The 26287-nt window shown below is 49.3% G+C and carries 22 protein-coding genes and 1 other annotated feature; of the genes, 5 read left to right on the top strand and 17 right to left on the bottom strand.

Annotation, left to right across the window (positions count from 1 at the left end):
- Positions 1-2: 2 nt before the first annotated feature.
- The 5 genes from ACAN54_RS05225 to ACAN54_RS05245 form a co-directional block, all read right to left on the bottom strand.
- Positions 3-308, bottom strand: a complete 306-nt coding sequence (locus ACAN54_RS05225) for an Fpa/YlaN family protein (protein ID WP_379153259.1) — start codon at positions 306-308, stop codon at positions 3-5.
- Positions 309-488: 180 nt separating this feature from the next.
- Positions 489-734 (bottom strand): HPr family phosphocarrier protein, encoded by a 246-nt coding sequence (locus tag ACAN54_RS05230; RefSeq protein WP_019911485.1) that lies wholly within the window; start codon positions 732-734, stop codon positions 489-491.
- 136 nt (positions 735-870) lie between these two features.
- On the bottom strand, positions 871-1986 hold the full coding sequence (locus tag ACAN54_RS05235) for an aminopeptidase (RefSeq protein WP_379153262.1): 1116 nt from the start codon (positions 1984-1986) through the stop codon (positions 871-873).
- 95 nt (positions 1987-2081) lie between these two features.
- A complete protein-coding gene (locus tag ACAN54_RS05240; RefSeq protein ID WP_379153264.1) occupies positions 2082-2987 on the bottom strand; it encodes a hypothetical protein in 906 nt (301 codons plus the stop codon).
- 69 nt (positions 2988-3056) lie between these two features.
- Positions 3057-5063 carry a sensor domain-containing diguanylate cyclase gene (locus ACAN54_RS05245; RefSeq protein ID WP_379153266.1) on the bottom strand — a complete coding sequence of 669 codons (2007 nt, stop codon included), beginning with the start codon at positions 5061-5063 and terminating at the stop codon, positions 3057-3059.
- 492 nt (positions 5064-5555) lie between these two features.
- Between ACAN54_RS05245 and rpsD the strand changes: the two genes are divergently transcribed.
- Complete coding sequence (gene rpsD / locus ACAN54_RS05250; protein WP_379153268.1) at positions 5556-6155, top strand: 30S ribosomal protein S4; 600 nt, start codon at positions 5556-5558, stop codon at positions 6153-6155.
- A 116-nt stretch (positions 6156-6271) separates the two neighbouring features.
- Here the strand turns inward: rpsD and tyrS are convergent, their stop codons facing one another.
- The gene (gene tyrS, locus ACAN54_RS05255) at positions 6272-7525 is read right to left on the bottom strand and encodes a tyrosine--tRNA ligase (protein ID WP_379153270.1); all 1254 of its coding nucleotides are present in this window, start codon (positions 7523-7525) and stop codon (positions 6272-6274) included.
- A gap of 79 nt (positions 7526-7604) precedes the next feature.
- Positions 7605-7860 (bottom strand) — a binding site (T-box leader).
- Between the two features lie 137 nt (positions 7861-7997).
- Here tyrS and ACAN54_RS05260 point away from each other — a divergent pair.
- On the top strand, positions 7998-11081 hold the full coding sequence (locus ACAN54_RS05260; protein ID WP_379153273.1) for a transglycosylase domain-containing protein: 3084 nt from the start codon (positions 7998-8000) through the stop codon (positions 11079-11081).
- A 100-nt stretch (positions 11082-11181) separates the two neighbouring features.
- On the opposite strand, the gene acsA is transcribed toward ACAN54_RS05260, so the two are convergent.
- Positions 11182-12906 carry an acetate--CoA ligase gene (gene acsA / locus ACAN54_RS05265; protein WP_379153275.1) on the bottom strand — a complete coding sequence of 575 codons (1725 nt, stop codon included), beginning with the start codon at positions 12904-12906 and terminating at the stop codon, positions 11182-11184.
- Positions 12907-13068: 162 nt separating this feature from the next.
- Here acsA and ACAN54_RS05270 point away from each other — a divergent pair, with 162 nt between their 5' ends.
- Positions 13069-13701, top strand: coding sequence for a GNAT family N-acetyltransferase (locus ACAN54_RS05270; RefSeq protein ID WP_379153277.1), 633 nt, complete (start codon positions 13069-13071; stop codon positions 13699-13701).
- Positions 13702-13729: 28 nt separating this feature from the next.
- Here ACAN54_RS05270 and ACAN54_RS05275 read toward each other — a convergent pair whose 3' ends face one another.
- From ACAN54_RS05275 to ACAN54_RS05285, 3 genes are all read right to left on the bottom strand, one after another.
- Entirely contained in the window at positions 13730-14425 is a 696-nt protein-coding gene (locus tag ACAN54_RS05275) for a 5'-methylthioadenosine/adenosylhomocysteine nucleosidase (protein WP_379153279.1), read from the bottom strand.
- A 93-nt stretch (positions 14426-14518) separates the two neighbouring features.
- Complete coding sequence (gene ccpA, locus ACAN54_RS05280) at positions 14519-15529, bottom strand: catabolite control protein A (RefSeq protein ID WP_379153281.1); 1011 nt, start codon at positions 15527-15529, stop codon at positions 14519-14521.
- 321 nt (positions 15530-15850) lie between these two features.
- A complete protein-coding gene (locus ACAN54_RS05285) occupies positions 15851-16282 on the bottom strand; it encodes a hypothetical protein (protein WP_379153283.1) in 432 nt (143 codons plus the stop codon).
- A 249-nt stretch (positions 16283-16531) separates the two neighbouring features.
- On the opposite strand from ACAN54_RS05285, the gene ACAN54_RS05290 reads away from it, so the two are divergent.
- Entirely contained in the window at positions 16532-17056 is a 525-nt protein-coding gene (locus ACAN54_RS05290) for a type 1 glutamine amidotransferase domain-containing protein (RefSeq protein WP_379153285.1), read from the top strand.
- A gap of 141 nt (positions 17057-17197) precedes the next feature.
- Here ACAN54_RS05290 and ptsP read toward each other — a convergent pair whose 3' ends face one another.
- The 5 genes from ptsP to aroA all read right to left on the bottom strand — a co-directional run bounded on the left by ptsP (position 17198) and on the right by aroA (position 23637).
- Positions 17198-18964, bottom strand: a complete 1767-nt coding sequence (ptsP, locus tag ACAN54_RS05295) for a phosphoenolpyruvate--protein phosphotransferase (RefSeq protein ID WP_379153287.1) — start codon at positions 18962-18964, stop codon at positions 17198-17200.
- On the bottom strand, positions 18961-20847 hold the full coding sequence (locus tag ACAN54_RS05300) for a glucose PTS transporter subunit IIA (RefSeq protein ID WP_379153289.1): 1887 nt from the start codon (positions 20845-20847) through the stop codon (positions 18961-18963). The genes ptsP and ACAN54_RS05300 overlap by 4 nt, the downstream gene beginning before the upstream one ends.
- A gap of 338 nt (positions 20848-21185) precedes the next feature.
- On the bottom strand, positions 21186-21620 hold the full coding sequence (locus ACAN54_RS05305) for a CoA-binding protein (protein WP_379153291.1): 435 nt from the start codon (positions 21618-21620) through the stop codon (positions 21186-21188).
- Positions 21621-21753: 133 nt separating this feature from the next.
- Positions 21754-22302, bottom strand: a complete 549-nt coding sequence (locus ACAN54_RS05310; RefSeq protein ID WP_379153293.1) for a GNAT family N-acetyltransferase — start codon at positions 22300-22302, stop codon at positions 21754-21756.
- Between the two features lie 42 nt (positions 22303-22344).
- Positions 22345-23637 (bottom strand): 3-phosphoshikimate 1-carboxyvinyltransferase, encoded by a 1293-nt coding sequence (gene aroA / locus ACAN54_RS05315; protein ID WP_379153295.1) that lies wholly within the window; start codon positions 23635-23637, stop codon positions 22345-22347.
- 113 nt (positions 23638-23750) lie between these two features.
- Here aroA and ACAN54_RS05320 point away from each other — a divergent pair, with 113 nt between their 5' ends.
- A complete protein-coding gene (locus ACAN54_RS05320; protein WP_379153297.1) occupies positions 23751-24059 on the top strand; it encodes a rhodanese-like domain-containing protein in 309 nt (102 codons plus the stop codon).
- A 25-nt stretch (positions 24060-24084) separates the two neighbouring features.
- Here the strand turns inward: ACAN54_RS05320 and ACAN54_RS05325 are convergent, their stop codons facing one another.
- Both ACAN54_RS05325 and gndA read right to left on the bottom strand, forming a co-directional pair.
- The gene (locus ACAN54_RS05325) at positions 24085-24597 is read right to left on the bottom strand and encodes a shikimate kinase (RefSeq protein WP_379153299.1); all 513 of its coding nucleotides are present in this window, start codon (positions 24595-24597) and stop codon (positions 24085-24087) included.
- 189 nt (positions 24598-24786) lie between these two features.
- A complete protein-coding gene (gene gndA / locus ACAN54_RS05330; RefSeq protein WP_379153301.1) occupies positions 24787-26199 on the bottom strand; it encodes an NADP-dependent phosphogluconate dehydrogenase in 1413 nt (470 codons plus the stop codon).
- Positions 26200-26287: the final 88 nt, after the last annotated feature.

The raw sequence follows: 26287 nt of genomic DNA on the forward strand, positions 1-26287 counted from the left end.
GATTACAGCATCTCGCGCTCCTCAGCCTTCTTATTCAACGCCTCGTACAGTACAGCCAGATTACGCTCCAGTTCGCTCAGAATCAGCTTGCCCGTAATTTCCGGAACCAGCCCTGCTCTGACCGCAAAGTCTACCTCTCTGGAGAAACCGTACATCTGGGTATCCAGCACTTCCTCATAGAGAGGACAGTAACGTGTCGCCAGATTCTCCATTTGCACTTCAATGAGCTTCTGAATTTTATCTGCATCTTCTTGTAGAAGAGTGATTGCTCTTAGATTAAGCTGTTCCTGTAAATCCGGTGAAGTCATGCATTATCCCCCCATTCCCAAAAGTTACAGCTGCAATTGCTATTAAGTCTAATATTAGTCGAAATCGGAACCCAATACAAGAATGCAGTTCATCCTCAGCCAGAAATGCAGTCTATATTCAAATATTTATAGAAAAAACGCCCTGCCGCACAGGCAGGACGTCCCACGGAAATAAATAATTTATTCCGCTACTACTGTAAATTTCAAACCGTGTTTGGCAAAAACTTCGCTCATTGCCTTCTTGGCTTCTTCAGCATCTGCGCCATGCACATGCAGCTCGTAGCTTTGGCTGGATACAAGAGTTGTAAACAAACCAAGAATACTCTTAACATCAATGTACTTGTTCTCTGCTTGCAGAACGATAGATGAGTTGAACCGGCTTGCCGTTTGGGCAATATCCACGATTGCCGCATTGTTACTGGACATAGGAATCCCTCCGCAACTTGATTATGAAACTTAAGTCTGGTGTAACCAATACCATGATACATTGAATCCGCTTACTCGTGCAAGGAATTTTCCTGAAAATAGAATGTAAGCAGCAAATTTCGCTTGTGATACCATTTTATTTCAAGTTTTCGGGGTTCAGACCTTCAAGCTCAGGAAGTACAAAAATCCCATCCTTACGGATCAGCACATCGTCAAAATAAATTTCGCCGCCGCCGTATTCCGGACGCTGAATGAGGACAAGATCCCAGTGAATCGAGGAACGGTTCCCGTTATCCGTTACATCATAGGCTTGGCCCGGTGTGAAATGCAGGCTGCCGGCGATTTTCTCATCGAACAGAATGTCTTTCATGGGGTGCAGGATATAGGGGTTAAAGCCGATCGCAAATTCGCCAATATGGCGGGCACCCTCATCAGAATCGAGAATCTCGTTCAACCGCAAGGTATCATTGCTGGTAGCTTCAATAATTTTCCCGTTTTCGAATTTGAATTTGACATTTTCGAAAGTCACACCGTTATAGAGTGTAGCCGCGTTATAGCTGATCGTTCCATTCACAGAGTCACGTACAGGGGCGCTGTAGACCTCGCCGTCCGGGATGTTTTTCTGTCCGGAACATTTCTCTGCACCAATTCCCTTAATGGAGAAAGTGAGCTCTGTACCTGGTCCGGCGATGCGGACCTTGTCCGTTCTGCGCATCAGGTCAGCAAGCGCGTCCTGAGCCTTGTCCATTTTGGCATAATCCAGATTGCAGACCTCAAAGTAAAAGTCCTCAAAGGCTTCAGTAGGAGTATTGGCCAGTTGAGCCATACTTGCATTCGGATACCGCAGAACAACCCATTTAGTGTGCTTTACGCGCTGCTCGCTATGTACCGGATGGGAGTACAGTGAATTATATAGCTTCATATTCTCTTCAGGGACGTCCGAAAGATCATTAACGTTCTCCCCGGCACGTATACCGATATAGCAATCCATTTGTTTCATCCGGTTCAGATCAATTTCAGCCCAGGCTTGAAGACCTTCGGGTGTTGCATATTTAAGCATGCTGCGCAGAACCGTACGGTCGGTAAGTTGCACAAATGCACGGCCTCCGGCTTTGCCCACTTCCTCCACCACAGCTTTGATCAAATCTCTTTCGCTGCCAATCATTTCCACGAGCACATTTTCACCCGGCTGCACGTTTACGGAGTAGCTTACAAGGTTCTCCGCAAGCTTTTGAATCCTTGGATCCTTCATTCTTTTCTCTCTTCCTTCCTCATGCTAAATAGTAGGCATACCGTTTTATTGTAGCATGCCTGTACTGGAGCGCAAGGCATTTGAGGCACTGAACCTCAGCGGTAGCCATAAAAATTGACCTGTGTTAGATAATTTTCCTCTGCAGTGTTGCCGCTTGCTTCCCGGACTCCCGGATAGCTTACTGTGCGGCTGCTGGTCAGGCTCCTCGGAAGATTTCGTTTGGTATCTACCTTGAGGTAGTACACAGTCTTGACGGATGCCCGTTGAAGCTTCTGATGAAGTTCATTATTCTTCTTTTCCCAGAGAAGCTGTAATGGCTCCAATCCCTTGTCAACCATCTGATGGTTTGCTGTCACCCCTTCGGGACGGATGGCATCCATCTGACGCTCCAGTTCAGCAGTTAACTGCCTGTTGGCCTCCGCTTCACTGAGCTCAATGCGCAGCACCCGGGTTCCTCTTGCTGCACCAGCTTCTTCGCTCACCTTTTTCTCCAGATTCTCCAACTCTTCAAGCTGGCTGATCGGATTAAGCGAAGGCAGCGGATTCTTGCCCTGGGCAGAACCCTTCTCCGATAATAGAGTCCACTTGCCATTTTTTTTCTCAAGCTTGGAATAGTAGGCCGGAGTTCCTGCTGAACTTGATTTCAGCGTGTTCTTCTTTTCGCCACTGACCGCAGTACGAGGTGTGCGACTATCCGGCAACAGCGTATAAAGGCTTACCTTGTTATGGTCTGCTACCGTTCCTCCATAGTAAAGAGCGGCTTCCGGGACTGGTTTACCGTCAAGCAGCAGGGAAGAAGCCCCTTCAAAGGTTACTCCGTCGCTCCCGTCCATCCCGGCCAGCACCAGACTCAAATTCTCAGCAGCAGGTTTGTCATTAAGAGCGCTACAACTCGTGCTAAGTATGGCGGTACACAGCAAAAATGTGCTTATTACCACCCTGTTAACTTTTCTCATGGCAGTCAGGCCTTTCGGGTTATGGATGCTTAGATTTCTTTCCATAGGATTTCCCGCCAGCTGCGGCTTATACGCCTTAAGATTTGCAGTTAAACGCAAAAAAAATCCTCAGGCTTACACCCAAGGATTCTGTACATTGATCTCAACTTTTTTGTTATCTATCACAACCAGGTTTCTGCCGTTATTCTTCGCTTCATACAGCGCCATATCTGCCCGATAGAAGAGCGATTCCACACTGACTTTATCATCGGTCCAACTCCACTCCGCAATACCGCAAGATACGGTAACATGTGGATGAGTCTCAGCCATTACCCGCTTGCGGATACGTTCTGCCACAAATACTGCCTGCTGGACGCCAAGCTGAGGCAAATAGACCGCAAGTTCCTCCCCGCCCCACCTTGCGGCAATATCCCCCTGACGGATGGATGACTTGACGATTTCGCTTACCTGCCTCAGTATTCTGTCTCCCTGTTGATGCCCGTATGTATCATTAACCATCTTGAATTGATCGATATCCACAACGATTAAAGAACCGCAGAAATCAGTAACCTGCTTATCCTTGATCACTTCGTCCAAATAATGCCTCGCGTACAATCCAGTCAGAGTGTCCCGGTTTGCCAGACGCCGTACCTCGGCATGCAGACGGGCATTGCCTACTGCAAGTCCAATATGGCCCGCCATTGCCTGCAGCAGCCTGTAGCTGTCATAAGAGAAGAAATGCGGATCACGGTGGGTCAGCATAATCGCACCACGAACCTCTCCACCGACACTAAGCGGAGTGGCAATCATGGAATTCGATCCTGTAGCATCCATCAGACGCGAGTAGGTTTCTGCCGAATTCTGATAATCGGATAGAATAAGCGCTTCGCCCGTAGCATAGACCTTTCCTCCAAGGCCAACACTCTCCTCAATAATCTCTCCCTGCATCGGATGATAATTGCAGGCAATCGTCTCAAGCCCGCCCTTTTCTTCATTCATATGTAAAATGCAGCAATAATCTGCATCAAACATTTCGAGCAGCTCTTCAAAAGCAAATTTAAAAATATCACCAAGCCGCAAGCTTTGATTCAGGCGCTGAGTAAGTTCATTGCTCATGCGCAGTTCCCGAATCAGCTGATTGGAGCGTTCATACAGTTTGGCATTTTCAAAAGCAGTCCCTGCTGTATCAGCAACCATTGATAGAAATCGCAAATCAACTTCCGGGAATGAGGGTTTGTCCATGACCAAATGAAATACTCCATACACCCCCTGCTTACCGCAAAGCGGGAGTCCAATTTCAACGGAATGGCTGTTATCACGGCCGGCATACAAGGTAACACGCCCATCTTTGAACGCCCTTGCACACACATCATCATTCCCCCAGCGGAGCGGGAGCGGTTTGACCTGCGGATGTGTGCTGCGGTGATCTTGAGACATGAAAAGCTCCAGTCTAGCTCCCGGGTACATGGCAGAAATACTGTCAATAACCTCTGTAAGCACAGCGTTCACATCTATATTGTCATGCATCCGCTGCACAATCTGGAAGAGTAGGGAACGCCTGCTGCTCTCACGCTCTGCATGAAGGTGCACACCGGCCATATCAGACACGAACACCTGCTCAAATCTGCGGTAGAAGCAGGTCTGGAAATGTGCAGCCATGGCTTCCGCAACATGCAGCCCGCCTTGCTCATATTGAGATTGCAGCATGGCACAGCCGAGCAGCGCAAAGATTTCATTCTGCGTACGCGAGAATACCGGCAGAACGATAACGGTCATTTGGCGTCCATCTGCCACTTGATGGGCCGTATAAACCTCTCTCGATTCCAAGGCAAAAGCGGCAACCTCTTCCCATTCATCCTTCCAGTTGTGCACCGAATGACCTATATCCTCTGTACTGCAAATATATTCACCTTCAAAATTAAGCACACCCCAGTTCCAGGACCTCGCGAATTCCGGTGCAACCTGGCTCTGCCATTCTGTGAAGCTCTCCACTATCAAATTGACTGCATAAGGAAAGTCATACGATACAATATCCATTTCCCTGAGCCATGCGGCCGGATCTTGATGTTCTCCGCTTGATCGCATGGTATCCTGTAACAGCACACGATTCTCCTTGCGTTCGTATGCTTCCCGTTCTGACATAAAAAGGATCCCCTTTACATCTCGTACAAGCAGAAACGGCTTTGCCAATCACCAAGAGGCCTGTACCGTTCCAGCGAGAAAGAGAAGGATATTTTTAGAATGTGAAACATATAAACACTTAAATTGCAAAATAGCTTTCCGATAACATCTAATTAGTTATATTTTACTCCCTTTCATTGGGTATTGCATTATATTTTCCTCAAAACCGGGATTTTTTTTAGGACCTAAGAACTAACGACAAAGTTAGACAAAATCTCTTTTAACTTGCACTTGACTTTATCTGTCGTTTTCATATAATATTTATTGTTGAACAAGACTGTAAGCAGTCTTAATTGGGCGTAACGTTGTGTCACCCTCACGCATCTCGTTACTGCCAGGGCAGCGGCTGAACTTCCCCGGCAGAGTGAAACCATCTAACGCTTTCACGGATACGATTTGCGGCGCAAATAGGCCCTAACATGAAATTTCAATTATAAAGGAGTCTACTATAACATGGCACGTTACACCGGACCTAAATTCAAACTCAGCCGCCGTCTGGGCATTTCCCTTAGCGGTACAGGCAAAGACCTTAAACGCCCTTTCCCACCAGGACAGCACGGCGCTAACCAACGCAGAAAAGTAAGTAACTACGGAATGCAGCTTTTGGAAAAACAAAAACTGCGTCACATGTACGGTTTGGGTGAAAAGCAATTTAAAACTCTTTTCACTAAAGCACAGAAGCTCCAGGGTATCGCGGGCGAAAACTTCATGTTCCTGCTCGAAAGCCGCTTGGACAACCTGGTATACCGTCTTGGTTTTGCTAACTCCCGCGCTGGTGCGCGTCAGCTGGTATCCCACGGACATGTTACCGTTAACGGTAAAAAAGTCGACATCGCTTCTTACCGTGTAAGTGTAGGCGACGTTATCGGACTTCGTGAAAGAAGTCGCGCTATGGCTTCCATCAAAGAAGCTTTGGAAAACCGTTCCCACCTTGCAGGCTATCTGGAATATGCTGAAGGTTCTTTCGAAGGCAAATACATTCGTTTGCCAGAACGCGCCGAGCTGTCCCAAGATATCGATGAAAAGCAAATCGTCGAATTCTACAACCGTTAAGATTTCGCCTACAAGCGAAAACGAGCAAAGCCTCCAGAGCAATCTGGAGGCTTTTTTCATTTCCATTGAACAAGGTATATCAGAGAGAGATCCCTTCGCTTGTTATTCAGCCATGCCTAGACCAAGATCAACTTGACGAACTTCCGCTTGCCCGACTGGATTATATCCCCATCCTTAGGCCGGAGTTCACCGTTGATGTCCTCCTGTTTCACTTTGTTCCATTTAACCGAACCTTGCTTGATACTTCGTTTGGCTTCACTTTTGGAGTCTGCAAAACCAATCCGGGTCAGAAGCTCCGCCAGTCTGATCATGCCGTTCTCAAGCTCAGCCTCTGCGAGAGTATACGTCCCGATATCCTCAGGCAGCAACCGCCGCTGAAAGACAGTGACGAAATGCTCCTGTGCGGCATCTGCCGCTGCCATACCGTGGTATGTACGTACAAAGTTATGGGCCAGCTGCATTTTGACATCCCTGGGATGTGCTTTTCCTGATGCCAGAGCTTCCTTCAGTGAAGCCAGCTCCTCATTGCTCAGGTCCGTAACCATTTCGTAGTATCTAAGCATCAGCTCATCCGGAACAGACATGGTTTTCCCGTACATTTCATTCGGCTCTTCATCGATACCAATGTAATTGCCAAGACTCTTACTCATTTTCTTAACTCCGTCAAGCCCTTCAAGCAGCGGCATCAGCATCACAACCTGCAGCTCTTCGCCGTATTCTTTCTGCAGAGTACGTCCCATCAGTATATTGAATTTCTGATCCGTGCCGCCCAGCTCGATATCAGTCTTATTGTGAACCGAGTCCATTCCCTGCATCAACGGGTAGAAAAATTCATGTATGCTGATGGCTTGGCCGCCCTGGTAACGTTTCGTGAAGTCATCACGCTCCATCATCCGGGCTACAGTGACTTTGTCCGACATATTTACTACTTCTGTAAAAGTCATCGGGCTCAGCCATTCAGAGTTGCATAGGACCTCTGTTTTTTCAGAATCTAGAATTTTGTAAATTTGCTTCTTGTACGTATCAGCGTTACGCTGAACATCTTCTTCACTAAGCTGTTTGCGTGTCTCGGATTTGCCTGTAGGGTCACCAATCCGTCCAGTGAAATCTCCGATAATCAATTGTACGTGATGTCCCAGCTCCTGGAACTGGCGAAGTTTGTGGAGCACCACTGTATGCCCGATGTGGATGTCGGGAGCGGACGGGTCCAGCCCCAGCTTAACGTTAAGCGGAATCCCTGTTACCACTGACTTTATCAGCTTGCCCCTCAGTTCCGACTCAGGCACAATTTCTGCCGCTCCGCGTGAGACGACTTTCAGTTGCCGTTCCACTTCCAGCTGCTGTTCCCGGGTCAACTCTTCCCATTTCATAACTACCCCTCCTCGAAAATCTGTCAGTGCACATTTCGTTTCAAGCCAAGCAACGCAAAAAGAGCCTTCCACTCATCCCATAAGGGACGAGAAAAAGACTCGCGGTACCACCCTAATTAAAAGCACTCGCAGCCGGCACGCCGGAGGGCTTTTCACTTCATTGCCATAACGGGATCCACCCGGAACCGGACTACTGGACAAATCTGAATTCAGATTATTGTTCCTCCGGTCAGCTCCAGACTGTAATTCAAAGGGGCCTGCTGCCGGTTCGCACCACCCACCGGCTCTCTGAAATACCTGGCTTCCCTTCTACTGATGTCCTTCTATGCCTTTATGATATCTAATTGAATCTATTTGTATCACAGCAGCTTTTCAAAAGTCAATATAAGGCTAAAAAGCCCATAAAGCAGGGGCGCATTCAAAATCGGCAAATTGTGCTATAATAGTTCCGTTAAAAGGAGGATTAACGTCGATGGTTGAGGAGAACAAAAAGAAGACCGCAAAGCAGCGTCCACCCCGTAGATCCTGGCTCCGCAGGTTCGGTTCCGTCGTGAAGTGGATGTTTATACTCGGCATACTTGGCATACTGTTTGCCGGTGGTGCTGTGGCAGGCTACGTCACTTCCATAGTGAAGGACGATCCTGTCCGTTCCGAAGAATTGATCCAACAGCAAGTCAGCCAGAATGCCGTTACCGGCTTTGCGTATTTCCGGGATGGCCAACCGATAGGCCAGCTTCGGACTGAAGAGGACCGCAGACTTGTAGAATTCAACAATATTCCGCAGCTTGTTATTGATGCCGTCCTCGCTATAGAGGACAATAATTTCTACAATCATAAAGGGGTCGATTTCAGCGGCACCCTGCGTGCCGTAAAGCAAAAGCTGCTGAACGAATCTGTCCAGACCGGCGGCAGCACCCTGACCCAGCAATTGGCGCGGCGCGTGTTCCTCAATCTGGACCGGACCGAGGACCGCAAGATCAAAGAGATTCTGCTGTCTCTAAGACTGGAACGTTATTTATCCAAGCAGGAAATTTTAACGGCCTATTTGAATAAGGTTCCTTTCGGGAATGGATCGAACGGTTACAACGTGTACGGTATCAAAGCAGCGGCAAAAGGGATTTTTGGCTTGGATGATCTGGATAAGCTGAATACAGCCCAAGCCGCGTATTTGGCCGGACTCCCCCAACTGCCCTCCAAATATTCCGCGTTTAATGGAGTCGGTGAATTTAATGAAACCGCATTTAATCGTGCTATGGAGCGGCAGAAGCTTGTACTTCGCCGGATGCTGGAGGAGAACAAAATTACTAACTCCCAGTATAACGAAGCGCTTCAGTTTGATATCAAGGGTTCTTTAGCACCGCATACGAAGAAGGCTTATGCTACATATCCTTATTTGATGCTGGAGACGGAGCGCAAAGCGGCCGAGATCATTCTGTCCATCAATGAAGGCAATAATGGTGTGATCGATCCAAACACCCCTGCCACTGAAGATAACAGTGTGCAGTTGGAGGAAGCACGCCTGCAGCTTATGACCGGAGGGTACCGCGTATACACAACGATAGATAAAAAAGTATACAGCGCCATGCACAGCATCTCCGAGGACAGCGAAAACTTCACGAAGGACAGTAAGGCCAGAGGTAAGGAACAGACAGCTGGCATGATGATCAATAACAAAACTGGGGCTATCCTGGGCATGATTGAAGGCAGAGACTTTAATATTGAGCAAATGAACTATGCCACACAAATGGTTCGTCAGCCGGGCTCAACCATGAAACCGATAGCAGCCTACCTCCCTGCACTGGACGCCGGATTAATTCAGCCTGCAGGCATTCTGGATGATGCGCCGATTATTCTCAAAGACGGTGGCAAAGGCTTCCACATTCCAAAGAATGCCAACAACCGGTATCAGGGACTGGTAACAGCCCGTTATGCGCTTAACAAATCCTTAAATCTGCCAGCCCTTAAGCTGTTCAACGATAAGGTTGGCATCGAGAAAGCATGGGCCTTCTCCAAGAAATTGGGCATTACAACTATACAGGATAATGATTACAACGCTCAGACCGGGGTTATCGGCGGGTTACGTTATGGGGTTACTGTTGAGGAATTAACAAATGCCTACTCTTCGATTGGGAATCAGGGGGCATTCAATGATGCCTATATGATCGAGAAGATTGTGGATTCACAGGGTAAAATTATCTACCAGCATAAAGTGAATCCGGAGCAGGTATACTCCAAACAAACCGCTTATCTAATGACGGATATGTTGCGTACGGTTATTACCGACGGTACAGCAAGCACAGTTAAGAAAAACTATAAACACTTCAAAGATGTACCCATTGTCGGCAAAACCGGGTCTACCCAAAACTATGGAGATGTGTGGTTTATGGGCTATACACCGGATGTAACACTTGGAATGTGGGTGGGCTACAAGGAACAAATCAATACACTACAGGGCGATACCCAAAAACGTCAGGCACAGACCCTGTGGACAAAAGTGATGAACGCCGTTATTGACAAGCAGCCTGAGCTTTTTGTTACCAAGGAATTTCCGAAACCTGAAGGAATCGTCAAAAGGACAGTATCTGCATACAGCGGCAAGCTCCCGACTGACTTGACCGACAGGTTCACCACAGATGTATTTAATGTGAAGTATGTACCTACTTCAAGCGATGATGGAATCTCAAGAGCCAAGTATATTAGTTATAACGGAGTTAATTATATCCCTCTCGAAGGCACTCCTGAGGATTTCCTCAAAGAAAAAATTGTCGTCAAGCGTGAAAAACCAATTCAGGATCTGGTGAAGGAGCTGCTTGCCGCATTCCCGTCGATGAAAGAGCATGAATCGCTGGAATATTATATGCCTGAAGATGCGAAATCCGATTATCCTACCGAGGTTGATCCCCGTGTGGATGATGGAAGTGCACCAACGGCTCCAAGCGGAGTCAATATATCCTACAATACAGGCAAAGCGGTTATCACCTTTAATCCGAGCGGTTCGCCGGATGTAATTGGCTACCGTTTGTACCGCTCGCTGAATGGTGGTTCGTTCCAAAAGCAGGCCATTCTGTCAGTTGGCGAAGGAACTACTTTCACACCGGGCACTCCGGCCAGTGTGAATGCGTCCTTTTATGTAGCTGCAGTAGATGTTGCCGGTCATGAGTCAGCTTCCGGCAGCGTGGCCGGGGCTACACCAACACCAGAAACCACCCCTCCACCCGTAGATCTTCCAGATGCAGAAGCTACACCAGAGCCGGGAGCTCTACCGGGAGCTACGGAGGATCCCGGGATGATTATTATCCCGCCATCGGATGGCTCTGACATTCCTACGGGATCCGGAACCAACGTTGCCGGCGGCGGCAATGCCGCTGGCGGCGGAAACGCAGCTGGTGGTGGCAACGCCGCTAGTGGTAGTAACGCCGCTGGTGGTAGTAACGCCGCTGGTGGCGGCAATGCCGCTGGTGGTAGTAACGCCGCTGGTGGCGGCAATGCCGCCGGAGGTAATGCCAGCGGCGGCGGGAATGCCGGCTCTGGCAACGGTGGAGCTAAAACCCCTTAATATTAGGTCTGCAGACACCATCATACTTTCGAAACCCCAAAAAACACCACTACCGGTTCATCACCGGCGGTGGTGTTTTTTCCATGTCTCTGGGAATCAATTAATCCTCTATGGTGGATAGATCTCCTGCGGGAAGATGCAGCTCCCAGGCTTTCAGCACGCGGCGCATAATTTTGCCGGAGCGCGTCTTGGGCAGCTTTTCCTTGAATTCAATTTCACGCGGCGCCGCATGGGCAGATAACCCGGTTTTGACGAAAGCCGCAATTTCCTCCTTCAGCTCTGCCGTAGGGAAATAACCATCCCGTAAAGAAATGAACGCCTTGATGATCTCTCCCCGCATGACATCCGGTTTACCGATTACCCCAGCTTCAGCAACTGCAGGATGCTCTACCAGTTTGCTCTCCACCTCAAAAGGTCCTATCCGCTCACCAGAGGAATTGATGACATCATCAATGCGACCCTGAAACCAGAAATAACCTTCATCGTCCATGTAAGCAGAGTCCCCGGAAATGTACCAGCCTGGAATGCGGAAATACTCCTCGTATTTCGCCTGATTGTTCCAGATCTGTCCCATCATAGAGGGCCAGGGGGTCCGGATCGCGAGGTTCCCCATGGAATAAGGCGGTAACAGATTACCCCTGTCATCCAGTATTGCAGCTTCGATACCAGGCAAGGGCCGCCCCATGGAGCCGGGCTTGATGTCCATTCCCGGATAATTGCAGATCAGCTGTGCTCCGGTTTCTGTCATCCACCATGTATCATGAATGCGTTGCTGATAGAATTTATCCCCCCAACGCACCACTTCAGGATTCAACGGTTCCCCTACTGACAAGACATGCCGCAGACTGCTTAGATTGGTCCCCTGCAGGCTCGCCTCTCCTGCCCCCATGAGCATCCGGAAGGCGGTAGGTGCGCTATACCATACAGTAACCGCAAAACGTTCAATGGTCTTATACCAATCCTGCGGACTAAAGCGCCCGCCACGAACAACATTGGTCACACCGTTCAGCCAAGGAGCAAAGATCCCATAGGATGTTCCAGTGACCCATCCCGGATCTGCTGTGCACCAATAGATATCATCAGGACGCAGGTCAAGTACAACCTTACCTGTATAATAATGCTGTATCATTGCTCTTTGCACATGGTATACACCCTTGGGCTTGCCAGTGGAGCCGGAGGTATAATGCATAATCAGCCCATCCTCCAGACTAAGCCATTCGGGTTCAAGCTCCGCAGATGCCGCAGCGGTCTCTTTTTCATAGCTGATTAGCCCTTGTTCACTATCTGCAGTGCCTCCTACCACAAAAATATGCTTCAGCGCAGGCAGCTCTTCACGCTTGACCCGCTGCAGCAATTCCGGGGTTGTAACGAGAGCTATGGCACCGCTGTCCTCCAGACGGTCCTTAACAGCTGTTTCCATAAACGCCTCAAACAACGGTCCCGCCACCGCACCGACTTTGAGCACACCCAACAGACTGAAATACAACTCCGGCTTGCGGGGCATAAAAATAAACACCCTGTCCCCCCGGCCAATACCGTGCGCACGCAACACGTTCCCAAAACGATTGGATCTCTCCCGAAGGTCAGAGAACGTATACTTCTCTTCCCTAGTGGAATCACTGTAGATTAAAGCCGTCGCCGCTCCGCGGCCTTCCTGGACATGCCGGTCAATCGCTTCATGGGCCATATTCACCTTGCCACTCTCATGCCAGGAGAAGTCTTTCTCCACATCCTCCCACCGGAATTCGCTAACTGCCCGGGAATAATCCGCCATATTGGCTTGCTTCACGCGGCCCGGTAAAATTTCGCTGTGGACTTGCCCCATTACTCTTGCCTCCCTCACTCGTTTGATTTAAGCTTTAAGGGCGAGACTCTTCTCTTAAGCAATGCTGTCAATGGATTAAATGTGAATATTTTATGTCGGAACTAGTATATCACAGGAAGCGGTTACATTCTAGATTAGCCTAACTTGGAGGGGAGCCTGTCCATGGAGCACCGCAAAATCCATGTATCCCATATTCTTCATCATCAAGAAAGCACCCTTACCGTTAGTGGACCTTTGTCTCCAGACAGGCTGAGGAGGCTCCAAATGCATCCTGATCTGGACGCCTTCCGTAAACCGCAGGAGCAGCTGGAAGCGCTTATAGAGATTGCTGGACTGCCTGAAGGGCGTGTAATAGCCGCTGTTGCTGACCACATGATCACCGGATATGTTACGTTTCATTATCCCGATGAATTGGAGCTGTGGTCGCAGGGTGGTATGGTAGATCTTATAGAGCTGGGTGCTATAGAAGTAGCAAATGTATACAGGGGGATGGGGCTTGCGAAGCTGCTGATTACCACTGCTTTTGAGCGGGAACAGCTGGAGAACTGCATCGTATTCACCACTGAATATTACTGGCACTGGGATCTTAAAGGCAGCGGACTTGATGTATGGGCTTACCGCCAGATGATGGAAAAACTTATGCAAACGGTGGATATGGTCTGGTATGCTACAGATGATCCAGAGATTTGCTCCCACCCTGCCAATTGCCTCATGGTACGTATCGGTCATGAAGTGCCGATGTCTTCACAGGAAACTTTTGACCGGGTGCGATTCAGACAGCGATTCATGTACTAGGCTGCAGATAAACCTCCGGAGAAATCGTTCACATTGCTTTCAGTATATATTCGAGGATGGCATGGGAGCGTTCGGCAGCGGTTACCGTAAATTCACGATAATTCGCATGCGCCGAACCATCTGCTTTATCAGACATCGAGCGGATAATGACAAAAGGAATCTCATTCATGAAGCAGACTTGTGCCACAGCAGCGCCCTCCATTTCCGCACATGCTCCGCCCAGCTGCTCCCGGAGCTCGGATACAGCGGCCGTACTGGCAATAAATTGATCCCCTGACAGTACGATTCCCGTAATCGACTTCTGCTTCATGGCATGGCAAGCACCTTCTGCCAGCTGCACAAGGACTGGATCTGCAGGGAAAAAGGATACCTCCTGATAAGGAATCACTCCCCGCGGGTATCCAAGAGCGCTAGCATCCATGTCATGCTGAATACACTGTGAAGAGATGACGATATCCCCAATACCCAGATCCGGGTGTAACGCTCCCGCAACACCTGTGAACAACACGCACCCCACTCCGAAGCTATCGATCAGAATTTGCGTCGTCACCGCAGCATTCACCTTACCGACCCCAGATTTACAAAGAACTACCTTTTGGCCCGAGATGGTACCTGAATAGTACGCAATACCTGCCTTAATAGTGCTCTCTCTGTCTTCCATACTGTCTAACAACAGCTTGATCTCCTCATCCATCGCTCCAATTAATCCAATGACTTCATTCATATGTATCCCCCTACGGTATAATTAACGATATAAAACATAAAAAGCCCCAAAAGGAGCTTTCTACGCACTTATGTTCCAACCTATTCCGATTGCTTACTTGTTCAAATGATTAACAGACAAACGGAGAATCGTCTCATGCGGCAAAATAACCCGCGGGTTCTCAACGGTTTCCTTCTTCATCAGCTTCGTCAGCAGTCTCATTGCTACCGCACCCAGATCGTACATGGGCTGTGCTACTGTCGTCAGCAACGGACGAACCATTGAAGCCATACGGATGTTATCCACACTGATAATGGAGAAGTCATCCGGAACTTTAAGACCTTCATCCTGAATGCTGTGGATTGCTCCGATCGCCATTTCATCGGTTGCAGCAAATACTGCCGTTGGTTTCTTCTTGAGTCCGAGGAAATACTTCATGGCTTCGACACCGGATTCGTAACGATAGTTCCCGATACGCACCAGGTCCTCCTGATACTCAATACCTGCTGCTTCCAGCGCTTTCTTATAGCCTTGGAAACGGGCATAGCCGTTGGCAGGATCCTGCAGGGTACCGCTGATCATCGCAATTTCGCGGTGGCCATGACGGATCAGTGTGTTCACAGCGTCAAAGGCAGCAGTCTCATGGTCGATATCCACCGACGGATAGCTACCCTTTTCATCACGCGTCGCGCAAAGTACGATTGGCACAGCAGATGTCTGAAAAGCTTGAATATGCTCTTCAGTTACAGTCCCGCCCATGAAGAGCAGACCATCCACTTGTTTCTCCAAAAGCGTATTAATTACACGAATTTCCTTCTCTTTGCGTTTATCCGCATTACACAAAATAATATTGTAATGATACATGTTGGCAATATCTTCAATCCCGCGCGCAATTTCTGCAAAAATCGAGTTCGAGATATCGGGGATAACAACCCCAACGGTTGTCGTTTTCTTGCTGGCGAGACCTCTCGCCACGGCATTTGGACGATAGCCCAAACGTTCAATCGCTTCAAAAACTTTCTTCCGGGTCTGCGGTTTCACGTTCGGGTTATTATTCACAACCCGTGATACCGTAGCCATAGATACGCCTGCTTCTCGAGCTACATCGTAAATGGTTACCGTCAAATTACTCTCTCCATTGCGATAAATTTTATCGTTCGACTAATTAAAATTATGATACGACACTTTGTACAATTGTGCAATGATAACGCTTCATTTTCCTTTCAAAATTTCTTTCAAAGGTTAAAACGCTATTCGCTATACGGAATAAAGGCCTGGTGTTGCTACATTTCCTCCGAGTAATTGCCACTAATGAGCCAGTCGCATTCATAGGTTTGTCTGATCTGATACTATCGTATCAAAAAGCGCGTGAAAAATCCAACATTCGTGAAATATTTTCATTGATTTTGCAGAAAAAATTTCAGAATCCGCTTTATTCTGCATTAATTACGTTCTTTCTGCAGGCTCAACTGTCAATTGAGATAGTCTTTTACCAGTTTCCTCCATCCACTTCCGGTCGGAACTATCTGCCGCTACCCGGTAGACATCCAGCAGTAAATCTACACGCCCCTGTATTGCACACCGGATCGTTTCCTCTACCTCAGACATTCCGCCTTCGAACAATCCCGCAGCAAAAGTTTCTTTCAGAACGCTTGCCCATTCATTGTTATCCGCAAAGGAAATATGCCTCTTAGGCGGAGAATCCCCAAGTTCATGAATCAGCTTGGACAGATCGCTTCTGATGAATGGCAGAGGGTCGTAACGGCCGCACACTCCACAGGTATAGACTGGAACATGTGTGATTTTTATTTTTGCGCTGTAGATCAGCGTATGCATATGTATGGTCATGATTCCGCCGCAGCCACACGACTTCTTCATTAATGGCTCTTTATACATCTCCCACACCTCAGATTTAATAGTAAATTCACTGAAAGTCTATCCCATGGAAAATCGCGAAAATTCTCCTGCTCCATTGCTATATTCGACTCGCATCCTCCAAACCCTTCTGATTTGCATAAAATGATTTAATTGGAAATTAAGTAAAACATTACTGTCACCAGGATGACTTCATATATCAAATTTGCTAGAATGTACTGAAGTCAAGATTAATGAAGGGAGCTGCAAAGCATGAGACTAACCGGAAAAAAGGTCATAGCACTCGTAGACGATGAGTTCGAAGATTTGGAGCTGTGGTACCCGGTGTACCGTGTCAGGGAAGAAGGTGCCGAGGTACATCTGGCCGGACTGGAGAAGAACAAAACTTACGTTGGAAAATATGGCGTACCCGCCAAAGCCGATTATTCCTGGGATGAACTGAACGCTTCTGATTATGATGGCATCCTCGTACCGGGCGGCTGGGCTCCCGATAAGATCCGCCGCTATAGCGCTGTACTGAAGCTGGTGCAGGATTTCAATGCTGCCAAGAAGCCGATCGGCCAAATCTGCCATGCCGGCTGGGTGCTGATCTCTGCGAAAATCCTGAATGGTGTCACTGTCACTTCCACCCCAGGAATCCGTGATGACATGGAAAATGCCGGAGCGATCTGGAAAGATGAAGCTGTCGTCACAGACGGACACATTATCTCAGCCCGCCGCCCACCAGATCTGCCGCCTTATGGCAAAGCCTTTTGCGATGCGCTCGCGGAAATATAAGATTAGAAAGCCCTGACCCTCTGCTATGCAGAGGGTCAGGGCTTTTATTATGGTATATGCAGCTGTTTACGGATGGAGAGGGAGGTTTTCTTTTATCGGATTAGGTAGCTATTGATCTTCTGAGTTGAGTCCTCCTGAAACTTACGAGCTTTTACTCTTCGCCTCGGCACCTGATCCAAGAGGAATCCCACTCCGTCCAGCAAAAGCTGTCAGCAGCTTTTCCGTCTCTGTACTGGTCCGATGTTTGAAACAGAGCTTGGCCGTTTCTCTGGCTTCCGAAGCCAGCGTATTCAGGGTACGGTGCTTCACCTTCAGCAGCGCCTGCGGCGACATGCTGAGGTTACTGATTCCCAGCTCCAGCCAGAGCGGCAAGGACCGTTCGTCTGCAGCCATCTCGCCGCATACACTAATATCGATCCCCACTCTCCGCGCTGCTTCCACTGTCATCCGGATCATCCGCAGCACTGCAGGGTGGTATGGATGATACATATGGGCAATCTGCTCATTCATCCGATCCACCGCCAGTACATACTGTACCAGATCATTCGTGCCGATACTGAAGAAGTCGACCTCTTCTGCCAAAAGATCTGCTATCATCACTGCTGCCGGAACCTCAATCATTATGCCTACAGGTATATTGCGGTTATAAGGAACACCCAGTTGATCGAGCTCTTCCTTGACCTCGTTAAGTACCGCTTTGGCAGCCTGTACTTCCTCAATGGAAGAAATCATGGGGAACATCATTTTCATATTTCCGTAATGACTGGCCCGCAGTATAGCGGTAATCTGGGTTTTGAACATGTCCTTACGATCCAGGCTGATACGGATTGCCCGGTAGCCCAGAAATGGATTCTGCTCTTCAGGAAGCTGGAAGTAATCCAGATGCTTGTCTCCTCCAATATCCAGTGTGCGGATGACTACCGTTTCGGCACCTACTTTTTCCGCAACGAGCTTATAGACTTCGAATTGTTCTTGCTCAGTAGGAAAGGAGGTGCGGTCCATATACAGAAATTCGGTCCGGAACAGCCCGACACCCTGCGCCCCGTACTTGAGCGCCATATCCAGTTCCTTCACGGAGCTGATATTACCGGCCAGACGCAGCGGTACGCCGTCTTTGGTGACGGCTTCCACGGTAGCGAGCAGCTCCAGCTGCTCTTTCTTGCGCTGCTGCTTCGCCCGTCTGGATGCATAATCCTCCACAGTCCGTTCATCCGGATAGAGCTGAACGACGCCGGCTTCACCATCCATAACCAGCATGTCGCCGGTCTGAATTGGAGTCAGTATCTTGTTCTCCAGCCCGGCTACCAGCGGAATCCCGAGCGCCCGCGCCATAATGGACGAGTGTGAGGTCTTGCCTCCCATCATAGTTACGATGCCAAGCACATAAGTAGGGTTCAAATGGGCCAGCTGTGAAGGTGACAGTTCCTTAGCAACCAGAATATAAGGCTGCGTATCAGACGGAAGAGTGACCTCTGGCGCCCCCAGGAGATGCTTCAGCAGACGGTTGCCGACATCCTTGATGTCGACAGCCCGCTCCTTCATATACTCATCGTCCAGCAGATCAAACATGGCGACAAAGTGGTCGATTGCTTCCTTGACTGCCACCTCGGCAGCCTTGTATTGGCGCTCAATAATACCGCGGATTTCACTCATGAAGACCGGATCATCCAGTATGGCCAGGTGGGCGTCAAAAATGCTTGATTCCTCAGGCCCGACAACCTCCCGGAATTCTTTTTTGATAAACTCGATCTCATCCTTTGAGGTACGGATGCCTTCATACAGACGTTCAAATTCCTTCGCCAGATCTACAGGGCTGACCTGTGTATCCGGTAGGCTCCATTCCCAGTTCGGCAAGACAAAGGCCTTCCCGATGGCTACACCTGCTGCGGCGCCTATGCCTTGTATCATGCTTCAATCCCTCCAACATTGCTTTCATGTAGAACTACGGACATCACGGAAGACTGTCCTTTTTTTACACTTTTAAAAGGAGCATAGCTCCAGGACTTAACGCGGTCCGGGTTGGTGATGACCATCGGGGTAGCCAATGAGGCTGCATGGTCACGCAGGTAAGTCAGGTCAAACCTGACCAGCAGCTGTCCTGGCTCCACGCTGTCCCCTTCCTTCACAAGCGCCTCAAACGGCCCTTTTAGCTGTGAAGTATCGATCCCGATATGCATCAGCACCTCTAGCCCCTCCGGAGTCGAAATGCCCACTGCATGCATGGTCGGGTATACGTGCATAACCTTGCCGAAGACTGGTGAGACGAGCTCCCCTTTTTCCGGGAAAAAAGCCACACCGTCGCCCACCAACTTCGCGGCAAAAATATGGTCCGGCACTTCTTCAATCGGCATCATCCGGCCCTGAATCGGCGAACTGAACAGCACCTGAGGCAGATCGCGGAGCAGAAGCTTATTGATCTCCTCACGGATCAGCTCCGAATAGGTCCCGAATACGACTTGGACATTTCCTCCACCCAGCTTGATAATACCTGCCGAGCCCAGGCCTTTTAGTGCCCCCGTATCTATATTCCGGTCATTGTGCACCGTTAATCTTAGCCTTGTGATGCAGGCTTGCACTTGTACGATATTTTCTTTCCCGCCCAGCGCTTCCAGGATCAATGGGGCCTGATAAGGGATATTGCCCGCCCAATCCCCAAGCTCCGAGCCCTCTTCGCGTCCTGGCGTCGGAATCTGAAAGCGCCGTATTGCCCAGCGGAACACATTATAGTAAACAATGCCATAGCCGATCCCTATCGGAATCAGCAGCCAGGCCCGCTGCGATAAATGCAGATTAAGAAAGAAATCAATGGCCCCTGCAGAATAGGAGAAGCCGTGATGGATGCCCAGTGAATAGGTCAGCACCATCGCCAGTCCGGACATCACCACATGCAGTGCAAATAAGTAGGGCGAAGCGAACAGGAAAGCAAACTCAATCTGCTCCGATACCCCGGTCAAAAAGCAGACCAATGCGGCGCGCAAAAACGTCTTCTTGATCTTAGGCTTCAAGTCCTCACGCGCTTCCTGGATAATGGCGAACGCAATTGCCGGCAGCGCGAACATCATGATTGGAAACAGTCCCGCCATAAAAACGCCTGCAGTAGGATCCCCGGCAAAAAAACGCGGCAAATCCCCCTGAACAACAGCACTGCCGTCAGGCGTAGCAAAGGTACCCATTTGAAACCAGAACAGATTATTCAAAATATGATGCAGACCAAAGGCTGTGAGAAGCCTGTAAAGAACCCCGTAGACGAAGACTCCGTATCCGCCCGTCGCCTGAATATCCCGGAACATTATATCCAGGCCATGCTGCAGCACCGGCGACAGTCCAAGCATCACCCAGGCGAACAGCGCAGAGAACAGTCCCATAAACAGCAAAACAAAACGCGATCCTCCAAAAAACTGGATCGCCTCCGGAAGCTTGATATTTTTGAACCGGTTATGCGCTACACCGGAGACAATTCCAAGGATAATTCCGATTAGTGTTGCGGGCTGTACGGCCCCGTCTCCCATGTTGGAAACAATCCGGTCATAAGTGAACATTCCTGCGAGTGCTGCCATCCCTGCCGGTCCGGCCTGATTGGACAACCCCCATGCCACACCGACAGCAAACAAATAAGGCATGAAATAAAAAATCCCCTGCCCCGCGTAAGTAGTCACTTCGGATACCGAAGAAAGTCCCCATGCAGACCACGGCAGACTGCCCAGACTAAGAAGGATAGCCGCTGCCGGAAGCACCATGGTTGGAAGCATTATGGCTCTGCCCAATTGCTGCAAAGATCCGAGCCAATTCAAGGTGACCCTCTCCTTTCATTCTATATTGAATGGTAAGCGCTACAGCAGCTTTTGTCAAAAGATTATGAACTTAAATTACCGAGTAAATGAGGAATTCGCACAAAGTGCAATAGTTGCATTTTATTAGGGTGTTATTTATTAAATTCACGATTTCCGGACTACAGTATAGCCTTCCCCACCGCTCGCCAGTCCTTTCGTGCGTATGCAAGTCCATGAAGAAACTGTGTGCTTGCTCAATAAAAAAGAACGTCCTGCTCCAAGAGTGAACCGGAGAAAAGGACGTTCTTCGTCTGCGTTCAGTATTTAACCATTCCGGCCGCTTGGCTCCACCTTCAACCTTATAGCCGGCTGCGGCCTTTCATCGTGATTGCTTCCTCGACCTTGATGCAGCGGTCCATAATGGCAATCATATCGTGCTCAGCCGCGATATCGGCTGCTTCCTGACTGATGATGCCCTGCTGGAGCCAGAGGACACGTGCACCGATAGCGGCGGCTTCCCGGGCTACATCCGCGCAGTATTCACTACGGCGGAACACATTGACAATATCCACAGGCTCAGGAATTTCCGCCAGCGTATGATAGCATTTCTCGCCAAGGATCTCGCCATCCACCGATGGATTGACCGGAATGATGCGATAGCCCCGGCTCTGCATGGCACCTGCCACCATATACGAAGTGCGGTCTGTTTTGTCGGAGAGCCCGACCACAGCTATATTGCCTGCGGAGGCAAGGATTTCTCCAATCTGTTCACGGCTTGGGTTCTCAAAGCTCATGTCTATTTCCCCTTTCTGTTAATTGTGCCGCTGGTAACTTAAGCAACATAAATGCTTTTTCCACACAGCACATTAATCTTTTGCTATTCCATCATACCGTGCAGCGTAAGAAGATCCAAATTTACAGCGTCAGCTAAAATTCGCTTACTTTGCACAACCATACCATGTGAACAGAATCGGGACCCCAATAGTCCTTAACCGTCCTGTAGGGTACTCCAAATTTCCGCAGCCATCTTGCCTGTGCACGTGTATAGCCGCTGTCAAGACAGAACTGTTCAATTCCTTGCTGGCGCAGATACGCCATAAGTTCCTTGATGAGCGCCGAACCTACACCTTGCCCCTGATAGTTCGGCATAATGTATAAACTCCCCAGTTCCCCAACATCATCAAGCTGGTTTCCGGTACATGATCGGATATCCTCACCACACGGTGCAAATGATATCGTACCGACGATAACCCCATCTATTTTTGCAACGAGGAAATAGGGGGATGTATTTCTTGAATCCAGGGAAGCTTCAGCCATTAACTTCTTTTTTTCAACCTCATTGTGAATGTCCTCTTGCAAATAAGCCAGTCCTTCTTGTTCAAAGGCATCCGAGATCGAACATGTGAAAAGCTGAATGACCGGCTGAATATCCTCAGGAGTAAGTGTGCTGATGCTTAGCTTACCAAGCTTAGTCATTATTAACACCTCAAAATAAAATAAGCTATACAGGCGGGAGGCTTATTCTACCCACTCTACATTTGCTCCAAGCAAACGCAGATGGTCGAAATACTGCGGATATGATTTGGCAACATGATGAGCATCCTTGATCCGCAGAGGCTGACGGGCGCGGAGGCCAACTACGGTCAGTGCCATAATCACCCGGTGATCATAGTGTGCATTAATCGTTACACCACCCTCAACGCCCTCCGGCTTGCCGTGGACAATGATCTCATCCCGCCGCTCCTCCACACTGGCTCCTGCCCGGGTCAGCTCAGCCAAATAGTCAGTGATGCGGTCGCATTCCTTGTACCTCAGATTCTCTACATTATAGAAACGTGAAGTTCCTTCGGCAAAAACAGCCGCAGCCACCATCGCGAGAACCGCATCCGTTGCCGCATCACCATCGAATTCCACAGCCTTCAGGATACCGTTACCCTGCACATGGACTGTACCTTTCTCATGGGTTAGCGGTACTTCCATCATGCGCAGCACGTCAACAATCGCTCTCTCTCCCTGCTTGCTTTGTTCGGCAAGCCGGTGGATTTTCACATCTGATTTCGTGACCGCCGCCGCCGCAAGCACAGCTGCCGACCCCGGGTAATCTCCCTGTACCGTGTATGATTTGGCTTCATAGGCCTGGCGGCCCGGCACCTTGAAGGACATATAATCCTCAGCAGCATGAACGACAATCCCTGCCTGCTCCAGAACCTCCAGCGTCTGTCCTACAACTACTTTTGACTTCAGGTCATCCAGGACAATAATTTCGCTGTCTTCCTCAAGCAACGGTGTCAGAAACAGCAAGGCGCTTAGATACTGCGAGCTGACCGCGCCTGATACCGTGATCCGTCCACCCGCCGGTTTACCGCCGCGGATCGTAATCGGCAATCTGCCGTTATGATGCTCAACCTCAACACCCAGCTGGCCAAGTGCAGTAATCAAATCGTCGTGGGGCCGTTTGCCCAGAGAATCGGGATACGTATTCACAAAGGTGACCTCAGGACTGAGCGCGGCCACAGCCATCAGAAACCGCAGTACTGCACCGGCGTTGCCCACATTAAGCTCTTTGACGTCACGGGGATGGCGGCCGAAGCCCTGAATAACGATTTTCTCCTCATCTTCAGTAAGCACAGCTCCCAGATCAGCAATACACCTGCGGATCGCATCACTGTCTTCGCTGTGCGCAGGGTGATAGATGGTGCTGACTCCTTCCGATAATGCGGCGACCAGCAGGTAGCGTGTAGTGTAATTCTTGGAGGACAGAGCTCCGAATTCACCTTGAAGGGCAGGTGTAGGCCTAACGATAACATCCATGTATTAGCTCTCCTTATCGGTTGGAATATATATTATGTATTGCTCGGTTTGACAGGGTAATCTGCGATTGTGTTATCATGAAGGCATTCTTCTGATGAAAAGAGGTCACAACCATGAATGAAATTCCCCAAATCACAGCAGTGCAATTGCGGCAGCGTCTGGAGACAGGTGAAGACCTTGTACTGATAGACGTCCGTGAAGACGACGAAGTCGCTTTCGGGATGATTCCCGGCGCGCAGCATATCCCCATGGGTGAGATTCCCCAGCATGCGGACGAGCTTCCCAAGGAAGCAGAGCTCATCTTCATCTGCCGCTCCGGTGCACGAAGTCAGCGTGTCTGCGAATATTTGCAGCAGTTTGGCTACAGAACATCCAACCTCAGCGGCGGGATGATTGAGTGGAATGAAACTGCAGACGCTTAAGTCTAGCACACATACGCTTAAAAGCTCAACCGCGGTAGTGCATTAAAATATGCTGCGACACTTCTTCCACACTAAGCTCCGTTGTATCGACCGTGCAATGTGCAAAACGGTAAGCGTCCCGGCGTTGTTCCAAAATCGCGCGTACCCGTTCCTGTGCGTTGCCGGCGAGCAGCGGTCTATTCTCATCCCCGCTGACACGGGCGATAATCTCATCCTCTGTAGCTGTCAGTGCGACTACAAGTCCTTTTTGCAGCATAATCTCTGCATTCCCCGGAGCCAGTACCGCGCCGCCGCCTGTGGAGATAATACGGCCTTCCCCCTCCAGCATTTCTTTCAGTACAGCCGATTCGATCTTCCGGAAATATTCTTCTCCGCCCTCAGCGAAGAGTTCTGCAATACTCCGTCCTTCGTTCTGTATAATCACATGATCCAGGTCAACCAGCTCATAGCCCAGTTGCTCCGCCAGCAGTGCACCCACCGTCGACTTGCCTGTGGCCATCATCCCGACAAGAATGATATTTTTATTGGTGTAATTCATAACGACCCTCCAACCGCGACATTTGTCATATCATAACACAGGGTAAAAACATTGCACAAATGATAAATCGCCCAGCAGAATAGGCTTCACGATCATTAAATAGAGGCAGTTTGCATAAAAAAAAGCCCGAAAGCCCCCGCATTCGCGCGGGTAGCCATTCGGACTGCTGTCTGTAGCTTATGTCTGAATCTATTCAGACAACCATTCGTGGTGGAAGACGCCTTCCTTATCCACACGTTTGAAGGTGTGGGCACCGAAATAGTCACGCTGTGCCTGAAGCAGGTTCGCAGGCAGACGTTCTGTACGGTAGCTGTCATAGTAAGCCAGGGCGCTAGAGAAACCTGGAACCGGAACCCCCTGCATTACAGCAGCGGATACCACTTTACGCCATGCAGACTGGTAGGAGTCCATGATATCCTTGAAGAACGGATCAAGCAGCAGGTTCTTAAGCTCTGGGTTGTTCTCGTAAGCATCAGTGATGTTCTGGAGGAAACGGGAGCGGATAATGCAGCCGCCGCGCCAGATTTTGGCCAGGCTGCCATACTTCAGATCCCAGTTATATTCCTCGGAAGCTACACGAAGCTGCGCAAAACCTTGGGCATAGGATACAATTTTGCTGGCGAACAGAGCTTTGCGGACATTCTCAATGAACTCGGCTTTGTCGCCCTGGAAAGGCTCGGTTACCGGACCGCTCAGCACTTTGCTGGCTGCCACACGTTCTTCCTTCATAGCAGACAGGAAACGTGAGAATACGGATTCGGTAATCATGGACAGCGGCACGCCAAGATCCAGGGAGCTTTGGCTTGTCCATTTGCCTGTACCTTTTTGGCCGGCAGCATCAAGGATGACATCCACCATCGGTTTACCGGTTTCTTCATCATATACTGCAAAAATATCCTTGGTAATCTCGATCAGATAGCTGTCCAGCTCTCCGTTGTTCCAGTCCTCGAAGATGCTGTGAAGCTCTTTGGCATCCAGACCAAGAACATCCTTCAGCAAATGATAGGCTTCCCCGATGAGCTGCATGTCGCCGTATTCGATACCGTTATGCACCATTTTTACATAGTGTCCGGCACCGTCAGGTCCGATATATGTACAGCAAGGCTCTCCGTCCACTTTGGCCGAGATTGCTGTAAGAATAGGTTCAACCAGCTTATAGGCGCTTTCCTGGCCGCCAGGCATGATGGAAGGTCCTTTGAGCGCACCTTCTTCACCGCCGGAAACACCCGTACCGATGAAGCGGAAGCCTTTTTCCTCCAATTCCTTGTTGCGGCGAACCGTGTCAGGGAAATATGCGTTGCCCCCGTCGATGATAATATCGCCCTGGTCCAAATGCGGCAGCAGCTGCTCAATGGTAGCATCGGTTGCTTTACCCGCCTGAACCATAATCAGAATTTTACGCGGTACTTCAAGCGATTCAACAAATTCCTCGACGGAAAAAGTACCCACAAGGTTTTTGCCTTCCGCTTCGCTGATAAGGTCATGAGTCTTCTCCGGGGAACGGTTATATACCGATACTGTGAAGCCTCTGCTCTCGATGTTAAGAGCCAAGTTTTTGCCCATTACTGCCAAGCCAATCACACCGATTTGTTGTTTTGCCATCTGGTTCTCCACCCTTTGCACCATATATTTTTGTGAAATCCATTTCTCGCAGTATTAGAATACCATCCTTTATCAGAGACAGCAAAGT

This window comes from Paenibacillus diazotrophicus, from assembly GCF_042610465.1.